Here is a 17,242-nt window from a genome sequence, read left to right as displayed (position 1 = left end):
ATATACAACTAAGTCAAAACCTTAATATAATCATTATTCATCTGTCAATACAGGTCATAAACCTTGAGCCACGTCAACTCCTTCGGCGTTCGAAATCTTAGAAGCTTCGGCGCAGAAACCCAACTGATCCCGATAAAAAAAATCAATATTTTTGTTGGTCGAAACAGTTGTGGAAAAAGTACGTTTTTACGAACATATCCTCTACTCCGCCAATCTGTAGAATCAAACACTAGATCACCGATATTGTGGTATGGATCTTATGTAGACTTTGGAGATTTAACTACGGCAGTCCACGACGGCTCCACCAAGATCTATTTTGATTTCAACTGCGAGCTTGACATTGAAACAAATTATTCTGACAAATACTTGTATGAATCACAATTCTTCAACGCACTTACATCACTCACAAAAGAGACCTTACAAGTTAATACGGACATCTCGATAGGACTCGATCTTAGAACAGACAAACAGGTTCAATCTAACTCTGTAATAACAATCAACAATACTGAGATCGTTGTAAACTATTGCGCGGGACAGGTTCAGGACATGGTATGTACACAATACAGCCAAGATTCTGAAAAAAAACAACTTAACCAGCTGGCATTTTCGAATTTATATATAACATCAAAAGGCAGTATTCTCCCAACAAACATATACGGAATAAAAGATTCCACCGATGCACAAGGCAATATGGTGAAACAGCTGGACGAAGAAACCATTAAAAAAGGTGCCCAACAAGCGCTTTTAAGCTATCTAAAAAAATACACTTCTACAACAAAATCTCTCTCGCAAAAGCTCGAACAAATTAAGCTAGTAGAAATAAGAAAACTTGGAAGGGAACTGACTAAAATATTCCCCGCCGATAAAAAATTTCACATGCATTTGAAAGAACTACCTAACGAAATCCCAGAAACAGTTTTCTTCTATCTAATAATTCGCAACTTTCCTAGAATCCTAACCGCCGCAGATAAATCCTTTAAAGGACTATTCAGCGGAGTCAGATATTTAGGTCCAGTTCGTGCGTCCGCTGAGAGATTTTATAGACATCAAGATCTCGAAATTGGGGAAGTTGATCACAAAGGAGAAAATCTCCCGATGGTGATTAATTCGTTAGACGCTCGAATGAAGAAAAATCTGAGCAAATGGATTTCTGATAATTTCGGCTTTGAATTGGAACTTGAAGCGTCCGGCCTACATTATGAATTAAAAATAAAAGAAGAGCATGACGCAAAATTTCATAACATAAGCGATATGGGTTTTGGCTATTCTCAAATATTGCCAGTCATTGTATCCATATGGCTAGAAACGGTGGGAGCAGTGCCAAGACGGCACCTAGGCTTCACCGATGCAAACTCTCGAACCCTTGTGATTGAACAACCTGAGCTCCACCTGCACCCTGCTCTTCAATATCGATTCGGCCTAGCCATAGCGAAGGTAGTTAGCTTAGCTACAAATTTTGGTTTTAGAATCGTTATAGAAACCCATAGCAGTCAAATGATTGAAGCTATAGGAGAAAGCATCAGACGTGGAGTAATAGAAGATTCCGACATCAGCATCGCGCTCTTTGAAAAAAATAAAAATGACTGCACCGAGATAACAATGTCAGGTTTTGACGACGAAGGTTATCTGATGAATTGGCCTGCTGGTTTCCTGTCTGCCTAATATGATTATTATAATAGAAAAAATAGATGAAATAGAAAAACTTAACCATTCACAGGAGTCAGCATTAGAATGTTTACTCTGGGCCTATGGTCGTGGAAACCAAGTACTATGGATGCCAATAGATTTAATCGAAGCCCTCCTCAAAAAAACGTGTTTTAGTGATTACGCAAAGCGCGCGCTCGTGGATTTGAAGACGTTTTCAAGATTCTCGAAAAACCTGCTGATAACCGAATTCGATTTTCGAGTGGTCGTTGACTTCTCGGACAAACATAAACTCTTAAGTACCGAAAAACAATTGACTGTCGGATATGAAATCATTCTAGACGAAAAATTCTTGCTAGAGCCTGTGTTACTTACCGAAAATGAAATTGATGCAAAGGTCTATACTCTATTTGCTAAGGCAATTTTCTCCTCCCGGAAAAATCTGAACCTTGTATATGAGATAAATATTGAGCCACATGGGGGTGGAGGGTCCGACACAATTAAAACTTTTGAGCGGTTGCTAAGCGAAAGCAGGCTTTTCGTTTGCTTATTAGACAGTGACATAAAGCATCCAAAAGGACCACTAGGCGAAACAGCCAAACATTTCGCCCTCTACCCTAAGGGCCCGAATAGAAATTCCCGTTTAGAAATATTAAATGCACATGAAATTGAAAACTTAATACCTATCCCCATAATCGAACACTTATTTGCCAAGGAGTATCTTGGGCATTTATTTAAACATGCGAACCCTATAAAATTCAAAAAATACCCTGATCACAAAAATGGTTTCTTAGTAGAACAGGCAAAAAAACAAGACATGCATCATGGTGATACTTTCTGGAAAGATTTTTATCATCTAGGAGATCACACTTACATCTGCGCTAAGTTAAATAGCCTCACTGAGCAAACTAAGCAATTTCTTGAAAATACTTCCACGTATAAAATACAAGAGTTTCTGGACAAGGACGCGAACGAAGAGCTCTTCACGATATCGAATATCATTGCTAGTTGGGGTGTCAAACTCAGACGCCGATTATCCTAGGCCTCAAGTCTTCGGCTTTATGCCTACTCCTTACCTCGTTAATCTGCTTCGCGGCTGATAACGAGGGCTCGGCTCCCTCTATTCGCTCCCCATTTCCAGGCTCACAGCGTGCCGATATGACGTGCGCGGGCTGGCGACTACTACCGAATGCTGTTGGTGACTGTGCACCAAGTTGTGTGCAAGAACTTGGACGCACCAAAGCTAGCGCCTTCCCCTTTACGCTTTTTGCGCTTTTAATGTTGACCCACGGGAAAGAGGTTAGGAGGGTAAGTTTTTTGCTAGGTGCTCTGGAAGGCTTGTTTGTTATGGCTTTTCAAAGGGTTGGCAAGGTTAGCTTTTTGGTTAGGTCTGGTTATTTACTAACCTTTATTAGTGTTAAATATTCAATAAATTAATCCCTTCAAAAACAGTAACTTATGAGTTACTAACCTTTAACCTAACCTAATCTAACCCCTCAAAGTTAGGTCTCAAGCCCAACAAACACGGGCCTACCAAGTCACATCACCCCCCCTTAAAAAAAACTAACCTTTTTCCCGAGGCACCTCTGAATTCAGCTATCTGTGCGTTCTTCTAAGCGTTGCGAAAAACATACACCTTCGCAGGGTTTCGCAGGTTTTTGCCCCCTCTAAAACGCCAAGCAAACGCCCGGCCTGCGCCGTCGTAAGCGGCCCGCAGGTCCGCGGAAAAAATGACCCATTTAGGCCGCAGGCGAGGTGGGGGGACGACGGCGCGCGCCAGGTGTGAAGCACGCCATTGCCAGCGCATTTCGCCCCATTTCGGTGCGCTTCCTTCGGGCGAAAAAAGCCGCCTCAATGGGCGGCTGGTGCAGGCATCAGTTCACCTACAGTGCACCTGCCAAAGCTGGTCCAGCTTGGTGGTGTAGCTCTGGCTCATCATGTCTCGTCGCATTCCCCAGTCCGGGTTGAGGGGCACACTGGCTGAGCGAAGCGTCCCCCTACCCCATCGACCGTTGACCTGGTCCAACACCGCCATCAGCTTCGTGGCGTCGGCAGGTTGGGAAGTGGCAAATAGATCGTCGGTGTACTCCCCCTGTTGACAGAGATTCATCAATAACACCTCGGCCTTGCTGTACTTGAAACCTGGCCGGAACACTCGGTCGAGCGCGTCCACCGCCGCCTTGGTCAGCAGCCGTACATCATCGGTGGGATACGGGAGGTCAATCAGTACACCATTGGCGTACTTCGCCTCCTCGGGGTTGAACATGCCGGTGCGGATGCTGACGCGGATCTTCTTGCACAGCGACTTCTGTGCCCTGAGCTTTTCCGAGGCGCGCATCATGTAGGTGGCCACCGCCTCCTTGATGGGTGCCAGCTCCGTGAGCCGCTTGCCAAACATCCGGCTACAGCAAATCTCCTGCTGCGGCGGGTCCGGCTCGTCCAGCTCCAGGCACGGCGTACCGCTCAGCTCCCGGGCGGTCTTCTCGATCACCACGCTGAACTTCTTGCGTAGCGTCCATGGGTCGGCCTTCGCCAGGTCCATCGCGGTCTTGATCCCCATGGCGTCCAGGTGAAGTTTCATCTTGCGACCGACGCCCCAGACCTCGGACACGTCGGTGTTGCGCAGAACCCAGTCACGCTTGAACGGGTCGCAGATATCGACCACACCGCCGGTTTCCACCTGAAGCCGTTTGGCGGTGTGATTTGCCAGCTTTGCCAGGGTTTTGGTGTGGGCGATCCCCACCCCAACAGGGATGCCTGTGCAGCGCAGTACCAGGCTGCGGATCTTCCGACCGAGGGCATCCCGGCCGTCGATGCCGGTCAGGTCTGCAAAGGCTTCGTCGATGCTGTAGACCTCGACGGCAGGCACCAATGATTCAATGAGCGTCATGACCCGCTCGCTCATGTCGCCATAGAGCGCATAGTTCGAAGAGAACGGGATGATGCCGTGCTTATGCAGCTTGTGCTTGATCTGGAAATACGGCTCGCCCATCTGCACATAGGGCTTGGCATCGTAGCTGCGGGCGATCACGCAGCCGTCGTTATTGCTCAACACCACGATGGGCACGCGGGCCAGGTCGGGTCGAAACACGCGCTCGCAACTGGCGTAGAAGCTGTTGCAGTCGATCAGGGCGAAAACTGGCTGGGGTTTAGACATGGCTGCGCACGCTGCATGTGATGACGCCCCAAATCACCAGCTCGTCGCCCTCAAGCACGTACCTCGGTGGGTACTTTGGGTTCTCCGAAAGGAGAATCACCTCCCTGCCGCGAATGCAAAGGCGTTTGCATACGGGCTCGTTGTTGAGCAATGCCACGACGATGTGGCCGTGCGCAGGCTCCAGAGCGCGGTCCACCACCGCGAGATCACCTTCAAAAATCCCGGCGCCTTGCATGCTCTCCCCGGCGATTGAGACCAGGTAGACATGCGGGGCGCGAATGTTCAGAACCTCATCCAATGAGATGTGCGCTTCGATGTGGTCCGCCGCCGGAGATGGAAACCCGGCGGGCACTCGAAACGAACACAAGGGCAGCTTCAAGCCACCCTCGGCAATAGGGCCCAAAATCGAAAAGCTCATGACGGATCACTTCCAGAAACCTGTACATATATACAGTTAACGTTGTACAAGTTTTGCGGTCAATTTCTTGTAAGAATATTCGGACAGATGGCTGAGCAGGCCCACGCTGATACAGGTCACGGTCGTGCGCCGCTCACCTGTGCTTCGTAGACGGATCGCCCGCTGGACTACGCTGACGTTAACCAGAGGGCTGAACATGGCGGAAGACTCTCCCAGTACACCGGAAGCCATGAGCTCACCCGCGTGCTGAGCATGCCGAATGCCATGGTCAGTACCGTGGGCGATCAGCCCTTGGGACGCTATAACGGCGCACCCTCGAATCAGTTCGCACTCTTCCATCAGGGGGGTGACGTTCTACACGCCGATATGGTGCGTTGGGGCTCGAAGCTGCATTGGGCGAAGGATAGAACCCCGGTGAATGCTAGGGTCGAGAAAGTTGCGCACGGTCCTTACTACAAGTCGATCTGGCCGCACCGAGCACTGGCTCCAATCAACAGTTGGTTGGAATGGGTGGATGAAGGCGGGCCAAAAAAGCAGCCGTATTTGATCCGCCGAAAGGACCTAGCGCCGATTTTGTGCGCTGCCATCGGTCAGTACCCGACGGGAGCCTGGGAGCCGCTGGAGCATGACGGCTTCGTGATCATCACCGCTGACAGCCAGGGAGGCATCGTGAAAATCCATGATCGCTGCCCTGTGGCGCTGAATGCGGAACTGGCGCGGGAATGGATCGACCCCGCCACACCCACAGAGCGCCCCGAACAAATTGTGCTGCTGCAGGGCGAACCTAGCGAGGTCTTCGAGTGGTTCGGGGTTGACCAGGCCGTGGGGAATGTTCGCAATCAGGGGGCAGCCCTGATCCAATCGGTTTCCTTATTCGATCCACAGAAATGGTGTTATTTACACTTTTCGTGTAACACCTGCCCTGCGAAACTTATTCCTACACATAGGCTACCGCACCCAATAAAATCGGGCACTTCAACAAAATTATAATTTCGTGGAACAACATAGTACGAAATCTTAAGCGAAAAATAGAGCAGGAGATCTACACGTAAAGTGTTGTTAACAGCTTATGAAACTACACTATTGAATCTCCTCTACCACCGGACATCTTTGGCCCTAGGGCTAAAGGCGTATATACCCTCACACCACCGCAGCCGCCCTGCTTTAGGAGGGCTTAAGGTGTATGTCGTCGTCTCATTTAATTATTTCTTAAAACATCCGTTGACGACCGAGCCGATAAACATTTAGTTTATTAACAGCCCTACCCAACGTCCACAAACACCGCGCTTATCAGCGTGGCGAGTTTCTTTGCGAGAAGAAGAAATGAACATAGTTATTTTATTGACGGCGACTGTTGTATTGCTTATCAGGATCTCTGAGCTGCTGGAACGATGGGGCATTGGTTGCCCAGGCTTCTTTTTTTGATTTCAAACCGGGGAGCTGACAGTCTGCTCCCCTAGACTTGAGCGGGTCAGCCCGGGCGATCAGGAAATGAGCCGTTGCTGAGGAGCATCTCCCATCAAAACAACCTTTCTAGTGCTTCCGGTTTCCCAGTTCATTATCACCAGTTCACCGCTGAGCTAGGCCTTGCCGGGCTTTTTTTTCCAGCTGCTGACCGTATTGCCAGCCTTGGACCATCCAGGCGATGGCCGCCGAAGCGGCGACTAAAACGCATGGTAGAAGGCCGGCGACCAACACGCGGTATTGCAGCGGAATCAGGTCGACTAGACGCATAACACCGTCGGCAGGCCTCGACTACAGTTCCGTGCCAAGCAGTACTCAAGCAAGCGGTGACGCCCATTTGTCACCGCGCTAGGACAGCAACTCAGCTTGGGCTCAGGGCGCTGCAAACGATCCGCACAGTCGCGTCGAAATTCTCCGGAGTGAGCACATCGATTGGCGCACGCCTCTTAAGTCGCTCATGAGGCTCACAGACCGCCCGATAAAGCCTCCACGCACCGGTATCCGGAAACCTCGCTAACGCAGCAAGTACCAACTTGTGCCGCAGTGGATCAAGCTGCCAATCCGGAATGCGCTGACCACGATTCCCCAGGCTGAGGGACAGCAGACGCCGAGCCTTAATATCACGATTGATCTGATCTCGGGATTTACCAGCCAATTTAGCGAAAACAATTAACGGTAAATTACTAGCGGCCTCATAGATGGCAAGCATCTCGGCGCGTTCGCGCTGGATGTCAGACACGTGAGATTTATGCGGCATTTCAGTCGGGACCGAAAGAGGTACGACAGGCGACTGGTGCGGCACGATAAGAGCTGGTTCGCCGCTAACCGAAGCCTTGGGCACCGAGACGGTTGTCATTGGAAAGATGCCGTTGAACTGAATGGAGTTTGCGCTCGCGCTTTCCAGCGACGGCAGCGAAGCAGCACCCTCCAACCGGATGGTAAGCGGAGAGCTAGCCGCTTTCAGCTGGCCCTGCCCCCAAAGATCAAGACGGTTCGCCCAGTCCTGCATCATGGTCCGGCGCTGCTCCACGTATTCCGCGTGATTGTAGGCCGCGCTCACCTTGTCCGGATCAGCATGAGAAAGCTGAGCATCCACCCAAACCTTTGGATACCCGATCTCGTTCAGCGCCGTCGAGATCGTCGCCCTCATCCCATGACCGGTGAGTTGATCGGCATACCCCATCCGACGCAACGCGCCATTCAGCGTGTTCTCGCTGATGCGCTTGCTCAGGTCGCTTCGATGCGCAAACAAGTAGCGCTGTGCGGGGACAACCTGGTCCAGCAAGTGACGCACGATCTCCAGCGCCTGAACCGACAGCGGCACTATATAAGGCGGTACATTTTGAGTCTGCTTACCTGGCTTCCGCATCGCTAGCTGGAGTTGTTTCACCACTTCCGCCGGTATGACCCACAAGTGCTTCTCCAGATCGAACTGGTCGGGTGTCGCCAACCGCAATTCGCCCGTGCGGACACCGGTCAGCAACAACAACCGAAGGCCAAGCCGAGTTTGGTTGGCGCCACCGTAGTTTCGAAGAGCAGCCATCAATGCCGGAAGCTCGTCCATTCGGAGAAACGGATTGTGCGTCACTGGAGGCTTGGGAAATGCGACCACATCAAGATCTGAAGCTGGGTTGTGTTCCAGCCCCTCGATCTTCACCAACGCATAGCGGAACAACTGGTTGAACCAGGTCCGGCATTTTTCGGCGGTCGTTAAGGCCTTGCGCTGCTCAATCCTGCTCAGCAAATCCAGCAGATCGTGACGATTGATATCGTAAATGGACCGCCCGCCCAGCATGGGCAAGACGTCTTTACTGAAGATTCTCAAGATCTGCGAGAGCGTGCTCTGGCGTCCTTCCTTCAGGCTTAGCCTGCGGAACTCCACCCACTGATTAAACACCGCTTCGAAGGTGTGCTCCTTCGCAGCATGAACAGCTAGTCGCTGTTGTTTACGATGCTCGTAGGGGTTGATGCCCTGGGCAACCAAGGCGCGCGCCTCATCACGTCGGACACGGGCTTCTTTAAGGCTGATTTGCGGATAACTACCGAGAGACATGCGTTTCTGCACGCCCGCCCAGTAATAACGGAAGAGCCAGACTTTTCCGCCTCTGGCCGTCACATTGAGAGTGAGACCATCACTATCACCGAGGGTGTAGTCATTACCGGTGATTCGGGCATGCCGAACTGCCATTTCTGAGAGTGCCATCGCGAGCTCCTGAACAGAGTCAGGGCCAGATGCTCATCTCGCTACACAATCTGCTCCAGCATTAAACCGATTCAGTGCTCGTCAGAATCCTGGACTCAATTCTGGACTTAAACGCACCGGATAGTGCTGGATTTCAGTGGTTCCCGCCGGAACGAAAAAAGGGCCTAAAGGCCCTTATTTCAATCACTTACAGAATTCAGTGGAACTCTGTAGCGCAATATTTGGAGCGGGAAACGAGACTCGAACTCGCGACCCCGACCTTGGCAAGGTCGTGCTCTACCAACTGAGCTATTCCCGCGTCTTGGTGTGGCGCATTCTATAGAATCGAAACACGCCGTCAACCCTTTGATTCAAAAAAGTTTATTTCGGATCGACGTCAGTCCGCAGGTGCGGCCAGGCGGCGCGCAGGTATTGGACCATTGACCACAGCGTCAGGCCAGCGGACACCAACAGCAATCCGTAACCCAACAGCACCCAGAAGGTGAAGTCCGACGGGTTGGCCAGCAGGATCACCAGGGCCAGCATCTGTGCGGCGGTTTTCCATTTGCCGAGGTTCGATACCGCGACCTGGGCGCGAGCACCCAGCTCGGCCATCCATTCGCGCAGGGCCGATACGACGATTTCCCGCCCGATGATCACTGCCGCTGGCAGGGTCAGCCAGAGGTTGCCGTGTTCCTGCACCAGCAGCACCAGGGCCACCGCGACCATCAGCTTGTCGGCCACCGGGTCGAGGAACGCGCCGAATGGCGTGCTCTGTTCCAGGCGTCGGGCCAGGTAGCCGTCGAGCCAGTCGGTCGCGGCGGCAAAGGCGAAGACCGAGGCGGAGGCCACGTAGCTCCAGTGATACGGTAAATAGAACAGCAATATGAAGATCGGGATGAGCAGGACGCGTAGAACGGTAATCAGGTTTGGGATATTCATCGGCACAACTGGCTACGAGGTTGACGGGCATTCTACTCGCTATGCAGGTTTGCATAAATCGACTCTGCGAGCTTTTTACTGATACCGGGTGCTTTGGCTATCTCCTCGATGCTGGCACGAGACAGTTCCTGCAATCCACCAAAATGTTTCAACAAATCGCGTCGGCGCGTCGGGCCAACCCCTGCCACGCCCTCCAGCGTTGAGGTACGGCGGGTTTTGCCACGACGTGCACGGTGTCCGGTAATGGCGAAGCGGTGAGCTTCGTCGCGGATCTGCTGAATGAGGTGCAGCGCCGGCGAATCCCCTTTCAGAGTGAACTCATGGGCCGCGTCGTTCAGGTACAGCGTCTCGAATCCGGCCTTGCGCGTCGCACCCTTGGCCACGCCGAGCAAGATCAGGTCCGGGACCGACAACTCGTTGAGCACATCGCGGGCCATGGACAGTTGCCCTTTGCCACCGTCCACCAAGAGGATGTCCGGCAACTTGCCCTCCCCGTCCTTCAGCTTGCCGAAGCGCCGCATCAGCGCCTGGTGCATGGCTGCATAGTCATCGCCCGGGGTAACGCCCTCGATATTGTAGCGTCGGTAATCCGACTTGATCGGACCTTCCGGACCGAACACCACGCAGGAGGCGACGGTCGCCTCGCCGCTGGAGTGGCTGATGTCGTAGCACTCCAGTCGCTGTGGCGGCTCATCCAGGTTGAGCACGTCAGCCAACGCCTCGAATCGCGCTGCAACGTGCTGGCGATTGGCCAAGCGCGCGCCTAGCGCCTGTTCGGCGTTGGTCACGGCCAGTTGCTGCCAGCGCGCCCGGGTGCCGCGCACGCGGTGGCTGATGGTCAGCTCGCGACCACGGAGCTTATCAATGCCTTCGATCAGCGCGGGGAAATCTTCGTGGACGACGTTGACGATCAACTCGCTGGGCAAGTCGCGCTCCGGGCTGCTGATGTAGTACTGGCCCAGGAACGCCGCCATCACCTCGGACACCTCTTCCTCGATCCCCACTTGGGGAAAGAAATTCTTGCTGCCCAGCACTCGGCCGCCCCGCACGCTGATCAGGTGGACGCAGGCGCCGCCCGGGTTGATAAATGCGGCTACGACATCGACATCACCGCTGCCGCCTTCCATGCTTTGCTGATCCTGCACGCGGCGAAGCAGGCCGATCTGGTCACGCAGTTCCGCGGCGCGCTCGAACTCGAGGTTGACCGAAGCCTCCTCCATGGCCGCCGACAGTTCGTCGGTCAGCGCATTGCTGCGACCTTCCAGGAACATGACCGAGTGACGCACGTCTTCGGCGTAGACATCGGGTTCGACCAGCCCGACACAAGGCGCCTTGCAGCGCTTGATCTGGTGTTGCAGGCACGGCCGGGTGCGGTTCTTGTAATAGCTGTCCTCGCACTGGCGGACGAAGAAGGTTTTCTGCAGCAGGCTCAGGCTTTCGCGAATCGCCCCGGCGCTGGGATAAGGACCGAAATAGCGTCCCTTGGCCTTCTTGGCTCCACGATGAATGCTCAGGCGCGGAAACGCCCCGTCGGACAGGAACACGTACGGGTAGGATTTATCATCGCGCAGCAGGATGTTGTACGGCGGACGCCATTCCTTGATCAACGTCTGCTCCAACAGCAACGCCTCGGTTTCATTGGCGGTGATGGTGGTTTCGATTTGCGCGATACGCCCTACCAGGGCGGCAGTCTTCGGCGCCAGGCCGGTCTTGCGGAAATAACTGGCCAGGCGCTTCTTGAGATTCTTGGCCTTGCCGACATAAAGCAGGCGCGCCTCGCTGTCGAACATGCGGTACACGCCGGGACGGCCGCTACAGGTGGACAGGAAGGCACTTGGATCAAACAGTTCAGTCATTGTCAGGCGCTGGCGTCGACCATGCCATGGCGCACCGCCAGCAGCGTCAACTCGACGTCACTGCTGATCGAAAGCTTCTCGAAGATACGGTAACGGTAGGTATTGACGGTCTTGGGCGACAGGCACAGCTTGTCGGAGATGATTTGGACCTTCTGGCAGCCGACGATCATCAGCGCAATCTGGATTTCTCGTTCGGACAACGCATCGAAGGGCGAATCGTTGGTCGGCTGGAAAGACTTGATTGCCAACTGCTGGGCGATCTGCGGACTGATGTAGCGCTGCCCAGCAAATACCAGGCGGATGGCCTGGACCATCTCGTTCAAACCGGCGCCCTTGGTGAGATAACCCGCGGCGCCCGCCTGCAACAACCGGGTGGGGAACGGATCTTCTTCGCAGACGGTCACCGCAACGACCTTGATATCCGGATGGCTGCGCAGCAGTTTACGCGTGGCCTCAAGGCCGCCGATGCCCGGCATCTTGACGTCCATCAGCACCACGTCGGGTTTCAATTCACGTGCCTTGATCAGGGATTCTTCCCCGGATTCAGCCTGGCCCACTACCTGCAGGCCATCAATGTCAGCCAGCATTCGTGTAATGCCCGTACGGACGAGATCATGGTCGTCGACCACTAACACCCTAATCAAGCAGACACCTCACGATTTGGTCTTATATGGGTTGCCCACACCTTAGCAAAAAAGCGTTCGGCAGACCTAGCGCAAACAGGCAGATAAAAGTTACAACACATCTTCGCTGGCCTGACATCCGAGGATTCAGGCATCGACGTCTCGCTGCATTCTCAAGAAACACTCATCCTCACCGACAATGCGCAGTTTCATACGCTCATAGAGAGCCCTGGCTGGATTATCGTTGAATACCGTCAGGCGCAACGCCGCCCGCCGCTCTAGCCCCACCAGATCCCAAACCTGTCCGATCGCCCAGGTTCCGGCACCCTGCCGGCGAAACGCCTTGTCGATCTGCAGCTCCCGGATATAGAGGGCACGAGCGTCACGGCTGAGGCTGACGAAACCCAGCGCCTGGCCGTCACGCTGGATAATCCAATTCTGGCGAATGACCCAGGCCAGATCGAACGCTTCGTCCTGCCACAGCAAATCATGGCGCAGATAGTAGGGCAGCATATTGTCGCAAGTCAGTTGTCGGGCGTATTCGATGTCATTGGCCTCGGCCGCACGCCATTCAAAGCTCATGGAAACCTCGTCAAAGTGCTGGCACTGGCAGGCCTTGCCCTGCCCCATGCTGCCTGGCATAAGTCTGTCATAAAGCCAGTCGGCTTCAAGCGCGGTAAATGCTTTCGCATGGCCGATGGAATTTTGTTATTGAACGCCCGCACCACGCTCGGGTAAGCTCGGACCATTCATCGGAGACAGACCATGTTCAACGCCCTTTCACCGCTTAACACCGCCAGCGCCCCGCGCTCGGTTGCGGCTGCCCGGGCGAACAGCGTTCAAACTCCAGTCAGCTTTTATTTTGGGTATTGGTTTAGCCACTGGCGCGCCTGATACCCAACCGGCGGCCATTTTAAACGGGTCGCCTACCAGAGTTTTCCAAACCCCCGGTCGGCCTCCCGACCGGGGGTTTTGTTTTTCCGGCCCCTGACATTCGCGACACCCGACAATTTGAGGATCGAGCCATGAACTACGCCACTTATTACCGTTACGACAGTTTTTCCGCCTGGCGATTTACCAGCCACCGCTCGGGACAGTCTGCCGCCTCCGATCGGTCACCTACCGGTGGCAAGCCAACATTGCCGGCCATTACGGCCAATTGTCGAACACCCCAGTAGGGCCGGCGCGGGAACGACCCCGCTGCTCGCCCAGGAAGCCAGATCATGAATTCGTCCATCGCCGCTTTGCCGCTGTCCACGCTCAACCCTGCCAACGAAGCCCTGACCCTGCGTCTGCCAACCTCGTTGCAACTCAAGCACCAATTACCGCTCAGCACCGCGTTGAGCCATCAAGTGAGCGTCCATCGCCAGGCCATCCGGGCGATCCTTGACGGTGAAGACACCCGCCTGCTGGTCATCGTCGGCCCCTGCTCGATCCATGACCCGAAATCCGCCCTCGAATACGCCGCCAACCTGGCACGCCTGGCCCATGAAGTGAGCGACAGCATGCTACTGGTCATGCGCGCCTACGTGGAAAAGCCCCGCACCACCGTGGGCTGGAAAGGCCTGGCCTACGATCCTGACCTGGATGGCAGCGACGACATGGCCACCGGCCTGACCGTGTCCCGGGAGCTGATGCGCGAAATGCTGCAGTTGGGCTTGCCCGTCGCCACCGAACTGTTGCAACCCATGGCCGCCGGTTACTTCGACGACCTGCTCAGTTGGGTCGCCATCGGCGCCCGCACCACCGAATCACAGATTCACCGGGAAATGGCCAGCGGCCTGGGCATGCCGGTCGGCTTCAAGAACGGTACGGACGGCGGGGTTGGCATCGCCTGCGACGCCATGCGTTCGGCTGCCCATTCCCACCGGCATTTCGGCGTCGACAGCCAGGGACATCCGGCAATCATCCAGACCCAAGGCAATCCCGACACCCACTTGGTACTGCGCGGCGGCCATGGCGGACCGAACTACGACCGCCAGAGTGTGGCCCGGGTACGCGACGATCTCACGCGCCTCAACATCCCGGCTCGCATCCTGGTCGATTGCAGCCACGCCAACAGTGGCAAGAATCCGTTGCGTCAGCCCCAGGTGTTTGATGATGTGCTGGAACAACGACTGCAAGGCAACCGCGCCCTGATCGGGATGATGCTGGAAAGCCACCTGTTCGAAGGCTGCCAGCCACTAGGCCCGGCGATGCGCTACGGCGTATCGGTCACCGACGGGTGCCTGGGCTGGGAGTCCACCGAGCAAATGCTGCGCCAGGCGCATCGCAGATTGCGGCTGGGGATCTGAGCTTGCGTTGGGAGCCCTCCCTGAAAGGTAGGGCTTTGCTCAACGAACCTGAAAAGTAAGGTCCGGGGATCGCTGACTGACATCATCCAGACGCTCAACCTGATAGAACACGCTCACTGATCTGTTGCGTTGCGCCTGCCAAAATTCAATCGGTACAGTAAAGACCACCGGCTGGCCTGCTGTCGCCTCGGTGATTTCCCGCTCGTAGACAGTGAAGCCGGCCCCGTTACACTGAAACCAGACCCCTTCGCCCGCCTCCAGCCCAACCCCGTCGATGACGACCGTCGCCGGGCCCTGGAGCGCGTCGACGTGCAGCCAGTCCTCGCTTAGCTCCTGGACACGGGGCGCTTGCAGGGCGGGACGCAGCAGAGGACCTATCCGGATAGACAACGGCTCGGCACGGCGCACCGAATGCCCGTGCCTGACGACATAGGCCAGGGTCAGCGAGTGCCCGAGGTGAGGAGCAATGAGCGAGTGTTCGATCCAGAACGATACCGTACGGCCCACCGCATGGGCCTCGATATCCAGCACATCCCGCCACAACGGCTTGGAATCCCGAATGGCGATGAGGATCAACCGATCTCCTGCCGCCATTTTCGAATAGGGCCGCACTGTCAACGACGTCCCCTCCGGTACCCGTCCCGGGTCAAGACTGCCGCCGACCGCATCATCCGCGATGGGTGGCAACAAGCGCGGTGACACATCGCCAATGTCCAATTGAAGAGACTGTGACACCCAGGCGGCCGGAATTTGTCTGCCGGTTACCAGATAGGAAATGTCCAGCGAGCCTCCTTCCAACTCAGCGATATGGCGTCCGCGCACTACAAAAACGACGTCGTGCCCAACCTGTCGTTCCGTGACAAACCGGCGAACTTCGTGCTGGTAAGGCTCGCCTTCGTTATTGAGTCCATGCCAATACAGCAGCACTTCATCGCCACACGTCATCATCGGGTACGCCTTGACCGTGATGACAGCCTTGCGCCAAGCGGGATCTATTACGCCTCCTCTGGCCTTCGCAAATACGGGCGCCGATGGCCGGCGCGATGGAGGCCTGCTTTTGCCAGCAGGCAATTCAATGGTCATTTTTCCAGACTCCAGTCCTTTGGATAAAGGCGCCGTATCCTGGGAACGGCACCGGAAGCACCATTAGAAACGCTTGTGCCCAAACATACAGTCGGACAAGGCGACACCGGGCGTGGCCTCCTGCGCCAGTACCTGTCGCTCCAAAGGGCAATCGCCATCGGAAGCATCTAGCGATCGTAGGAGCGGTCCGACTTCTCAGGAAAATATCCCGCGTTATTTACTCCACTTTCCGCAGCTAGCAGCGGTTTCGTCCTACACCGCCCAGTGATGGCCTGGATTAGAGTGGCGCGGTAACTCCACGTGAACCTCTTCGAAAAAGGTACGAACATGCAACGGAATGCAACCACCCGCTTTCCCATCCTCTTGGTACATGGTTTGTTTGGGTTCGACAGAATCGGTACGTTCGAACTCTTCCACGACATCAGACAGGCATTGCTTACCGCCGGCGCCCGAGTGTTCATCCCGTACCTGTCGGCCACCCATTCCAGTGAGGCACGCGGCGCACAGTTGCTCGCACAGATTGAACGGGTCCTGGACGGAACCGGCGCGGCCAGGGTCAACCTGATCGGCCACGGCCAGGGTGCGCTGGCCGCCCGCTATGCTGCCGCGCTGGCGCCTGACAGCGTCGCCTCGGTGACCTCGGTCAGCGGGCCCAACCACGGGTCCGAGCTGGCGGATTACTTGCGCAAGGCGCTCACGCCTGGGCGTCTGCCGGAGCATGTGGCTAATCGGGTCGCCACCCTTTTCGCCGATTTCATCTCATTGATCAGCGGCCAGGCGCAGCTCCCGCTGAACGCCATCGCGGCACTGGCAGCGCTCACCACCGAAGGCGTAGGCGCGTTCAATGACAAATACCCCCAGGGTTTGCCCAAGACTTGGGGGGGCAATGGGCCGCAGTTGGTCAACGGCGTTCGCTATTACTCCTGGAGCGGCACGGTGCAAGACGCTGCTGACCCAACCTGCGCTGACGCGCCAGACACCTTGCATGCTTTCTGCCGGGCCTTTTCCGAATACTTCATCACTGAGGCCGGGCAGAACGACGGCATCGTCGGACGGTTCAGCTCGCATTTGGGCAAGGTCATTCGCTCCGACTATCCAATGGACCACCTAGGCGCCATCAACCACACGGCCAGCGCGGGCCAGCAACAGCTAACCAACTCCACGGAGATCTATATCAAGCACGCCGAACGCCTGCGAATCGTCGGGCTTTGACGCAATTTTGACAACAAGCGCGTACTGATTCCGGTAGGCTGAGCACTTTTAAAGACACTGAAAGGAAGTTTCCCATGGCCAAAGCCACTGCCCGCCACATCCTGGTTTCCAGCGAAGACAAGTGCAACGAACTCAAGGCTCAGATTGAAGGCGGCGCTGATTTCGCCGAAGTTGCCAAGGCCAACTCCTCGTGCCCGTCCAGCCGTCAGGGCGGCGACCTGGGTTCGTTCGGTCCTGGCCAGATGGTCAAGGAATTCGACACCGTGGTGTTCAGCGCCCCGATCAACGTGGTCCAGGGCCCGGTCAAGACCCAGTTCGGCTACCACTTGCTGGAAGTGACCAGCCGCCAGGACTGATCCCGATTGAT

Annotated in this window: 14 protein-coding genes, 1 tRNA gene and 1 pseudogene; 6 read left to right on the top strand and 10 right to left on the bottom strand. The window is 55.2% G+C overall.

Translation table 11 applies throughout. The features are described from left to right. Positions 1-63 precede the first annotated feature (63 nt). A complete protein-coding gene (locus tag J3P82_RS10495; RefSeq protein ID WP_212799522.1) occupies positions 64-1,662 on the top strand; it encodes an AAA family ATPase in 1,599 nt (532 codons plus the stop codon). 1 nt (position 1,663) lies between these two features. Next, positions 1,664-2,686: a hypothetical protein gene (locus tag J3P82_RS10490; RefSeq protein ID WP_434562837.1), complete on the top strand. Its 1,023-nt coding sequence runs from the start codon at positions 1,664-1,666 to the stop codon at positions 2,684-2,686. An 837-nt stretch (positions 2,687-3,523) separates the two neighbouring features. Here the strand turns inward: J3P82_RS10490 and umuC are convergent. Together umuC and J3P82_RS10480 are read right to left on the bottom strand one after the other, a co-directional pair. Further along, a complete protein-coding gene (gene umuC, locus J3P82_RS10485) occupies positions 3,524-4,801 on the bottom strand; it encodes a translesion error-prone DNA polymerase V subunit UmuC (RefSeq protein ID WP_434562835.1) in 1,278 nt (425 codons plus the stop codon). Then, the gene (locus tag J3P82_RS10480) at positions 4,794-5,219 is read right to left on the bottom strand and encodes a LexA family protein (RefSeq protein ID WP_014338712.1); all 426 of its coding nucleotides are present in this window, start codon (positions 5,217-5,219) and stop codon (positions 4,794-4,796) included. Before J3P82_RS10480 ends, umuC begins: the two co-directional genes overlap by 8 nt. A 252-nt stretch (positions 5,220-5,471) precedes the next feature. Here J3P82_RS10480 and J3P82_RS10475 point away from each other — a divergent pair. Further along, positions 5,472-6,086 (top strand): annotated as a pseudogene (locus J3P82_RS10475) (SOS response-associated peptidase family protein); the annotation flags it as partial. 702 nt (positions 6,087-6,788) lie between these two features. Here the strand turns inward: J3P82_RS10475 and J3P82_RS10470 are convergent. From J3P82_RS10470 to J3P82_RS10440, 7 genes are all read right to left on the bottom strand, one after another. Next, the gene (locus tag J3P82_RS10470) at positions 6,789-6,953 is read right to left on the bottom strand and encodes a hypothetical protein (protein ID WP_014338710.1); all 165 of its coding nucleotides are present in this window, start codon (positions 6,951-6,953) and stop codon (positions 6,789-6,791) included. 91 nt (positions 6,954-7,044) lie between these two features. Next, complete coding sequence (locus J3P82_RS10465; RefSeq protein WP_434562833.1) at positions 7,045-8,886, bottom strand: tyrosine-type recombinase/integrase; 1,842 nt, start codon at positions 8,884-8,886, stop codon at positions 7,045-7,047. Positions 8,887-9,108: 222 nt separating this feature from the next. Beyond that, positions 9,109-9,184: transfer RNA gene (locus J3P82_RS10460), tRNA-Gly, on the bottom strand. Between the two features lie 62 nt (positions 9,185-9,246). Then, positions 9,247-9,807, bottom strand: coding sequence for a CDP-diacylglycerol--glycerol-3-phosphate 3-phosphatidyltransferase (gene pgsA / locus J3P82_RS10455; RefSeq protein WP_039589536.1), 561 nt, complete (start codon positions 9,805-9,807; stop codon positions 9,247-9,249). 32 nt (positions 9,808-9,839) lie between these two features. Further along, complete coding sequence (gene uvrC, locus J3P82_RS10450) at positions 9,840-11,663, bottom strand: excinuclease ABC subunit UvrC (protein ID WP_434562831.1); 1,824 nt, start codon at positions 11,661-11,663, stop codon at positions 9,840-9,842. A gap of 2 nt (positions 11,664-11,665) precedes the next feature. Beyond that, on the bottom strand, positions 11,666-12,307 hold the full coding sequence (gene gacA / locus J3P82_RS10445) for a response regulator transcription factor GacA (RefSeq protein ID WP_003200277.1): 642 nt from the start codon (positions 12,305-12,307) through the stop codon (positions 11,666-11,668). A 126-nt stretch (positions 12,308-12,433) separates the two neighbouring features. After that, entirely contained in the window at positions 12,434-12,868 is a 435-nt protein-coding gene (locus tag J3P82_RS10440; protein ID WP_434562829.1) for a GNAT family N-acetyltransferase, read from the bottom strand. Positions 12,869-13,509: 641 nt separating this feature from the next. Here J3P82_RS10440 and J3P82_RS10435 point away from each other — a divergent pair. After that, a complete protein-coding gene (locus J3P82_RS10435; protein ID WP_434562827.1) occupies positions 13,510-14,580 on the top strand; it encodes a 3-deoxy-7-phosphoheptulonate synthase in 1,071 nt (356 codons plus the stop codon). Between the two features lie 39 nt (positions 14,581-14,619). On the opposite strand, the gene J3P82_RS10430 is transcribed toward J3P82_RS10435, so the two are convergent. Next, a complete protein-coding gene (locus J3P82_RS10430; RefSeq protein ID WP_434562825.1) occupies positions 14,620-15,663 on the bottom strand; it encodes a hypothetical protein in 1,044 nt (347 codons plus the stop codon). 327 nt (positions 15,664-15,990) lie between these two features. Here J3P82_RS10430 and J3P82_RS10425 point away from each other — a divergent pair, with 327 nt between their 5' ends. Both J3P82_RS10425 and J3P82_RS10420 read left to right on the top strand, forming a co-directional pair. Next, entirely contained in the window at positions 15,991-16,875 is an 885-nt protein-coding gene (locus J3P82_RS10425) for an esterase/lipase family protein (protein WP_434562823.1), read from the top strand. Positions 16,876-16,949: 74 nt separating this feature from the next. Beyond that, positions 16,950-17,231: a peptidylprolyl isomerase gene (locus tag J3P82_RS10420; RefSeq protein WP_039758565.1), complete on the top strand. Its 282-nt coding sequence runs from the start codon at positions 16,950-16,952 to the stop codon at positions 17,229-17,231. Positions 17,232-17,242 lie beyond the last annotated feature (11 nt).

It is taken from the genome of Pseudomonas sp. Z4-20, from assembly GCF_051131955.1.
GTDB lineage: Bacteria > Pseudomonadota > Gammaproteobacteria > Pseudomonadales > Pseudomonadaceae > Aquipseudomonas > Aquipseudomonas marvdashtae.
The sequence above is the reverse complement of the archived record's forward strand: the minus strand, read 5'-3'. Positions and strand labels throughout refer to the sequence as shown.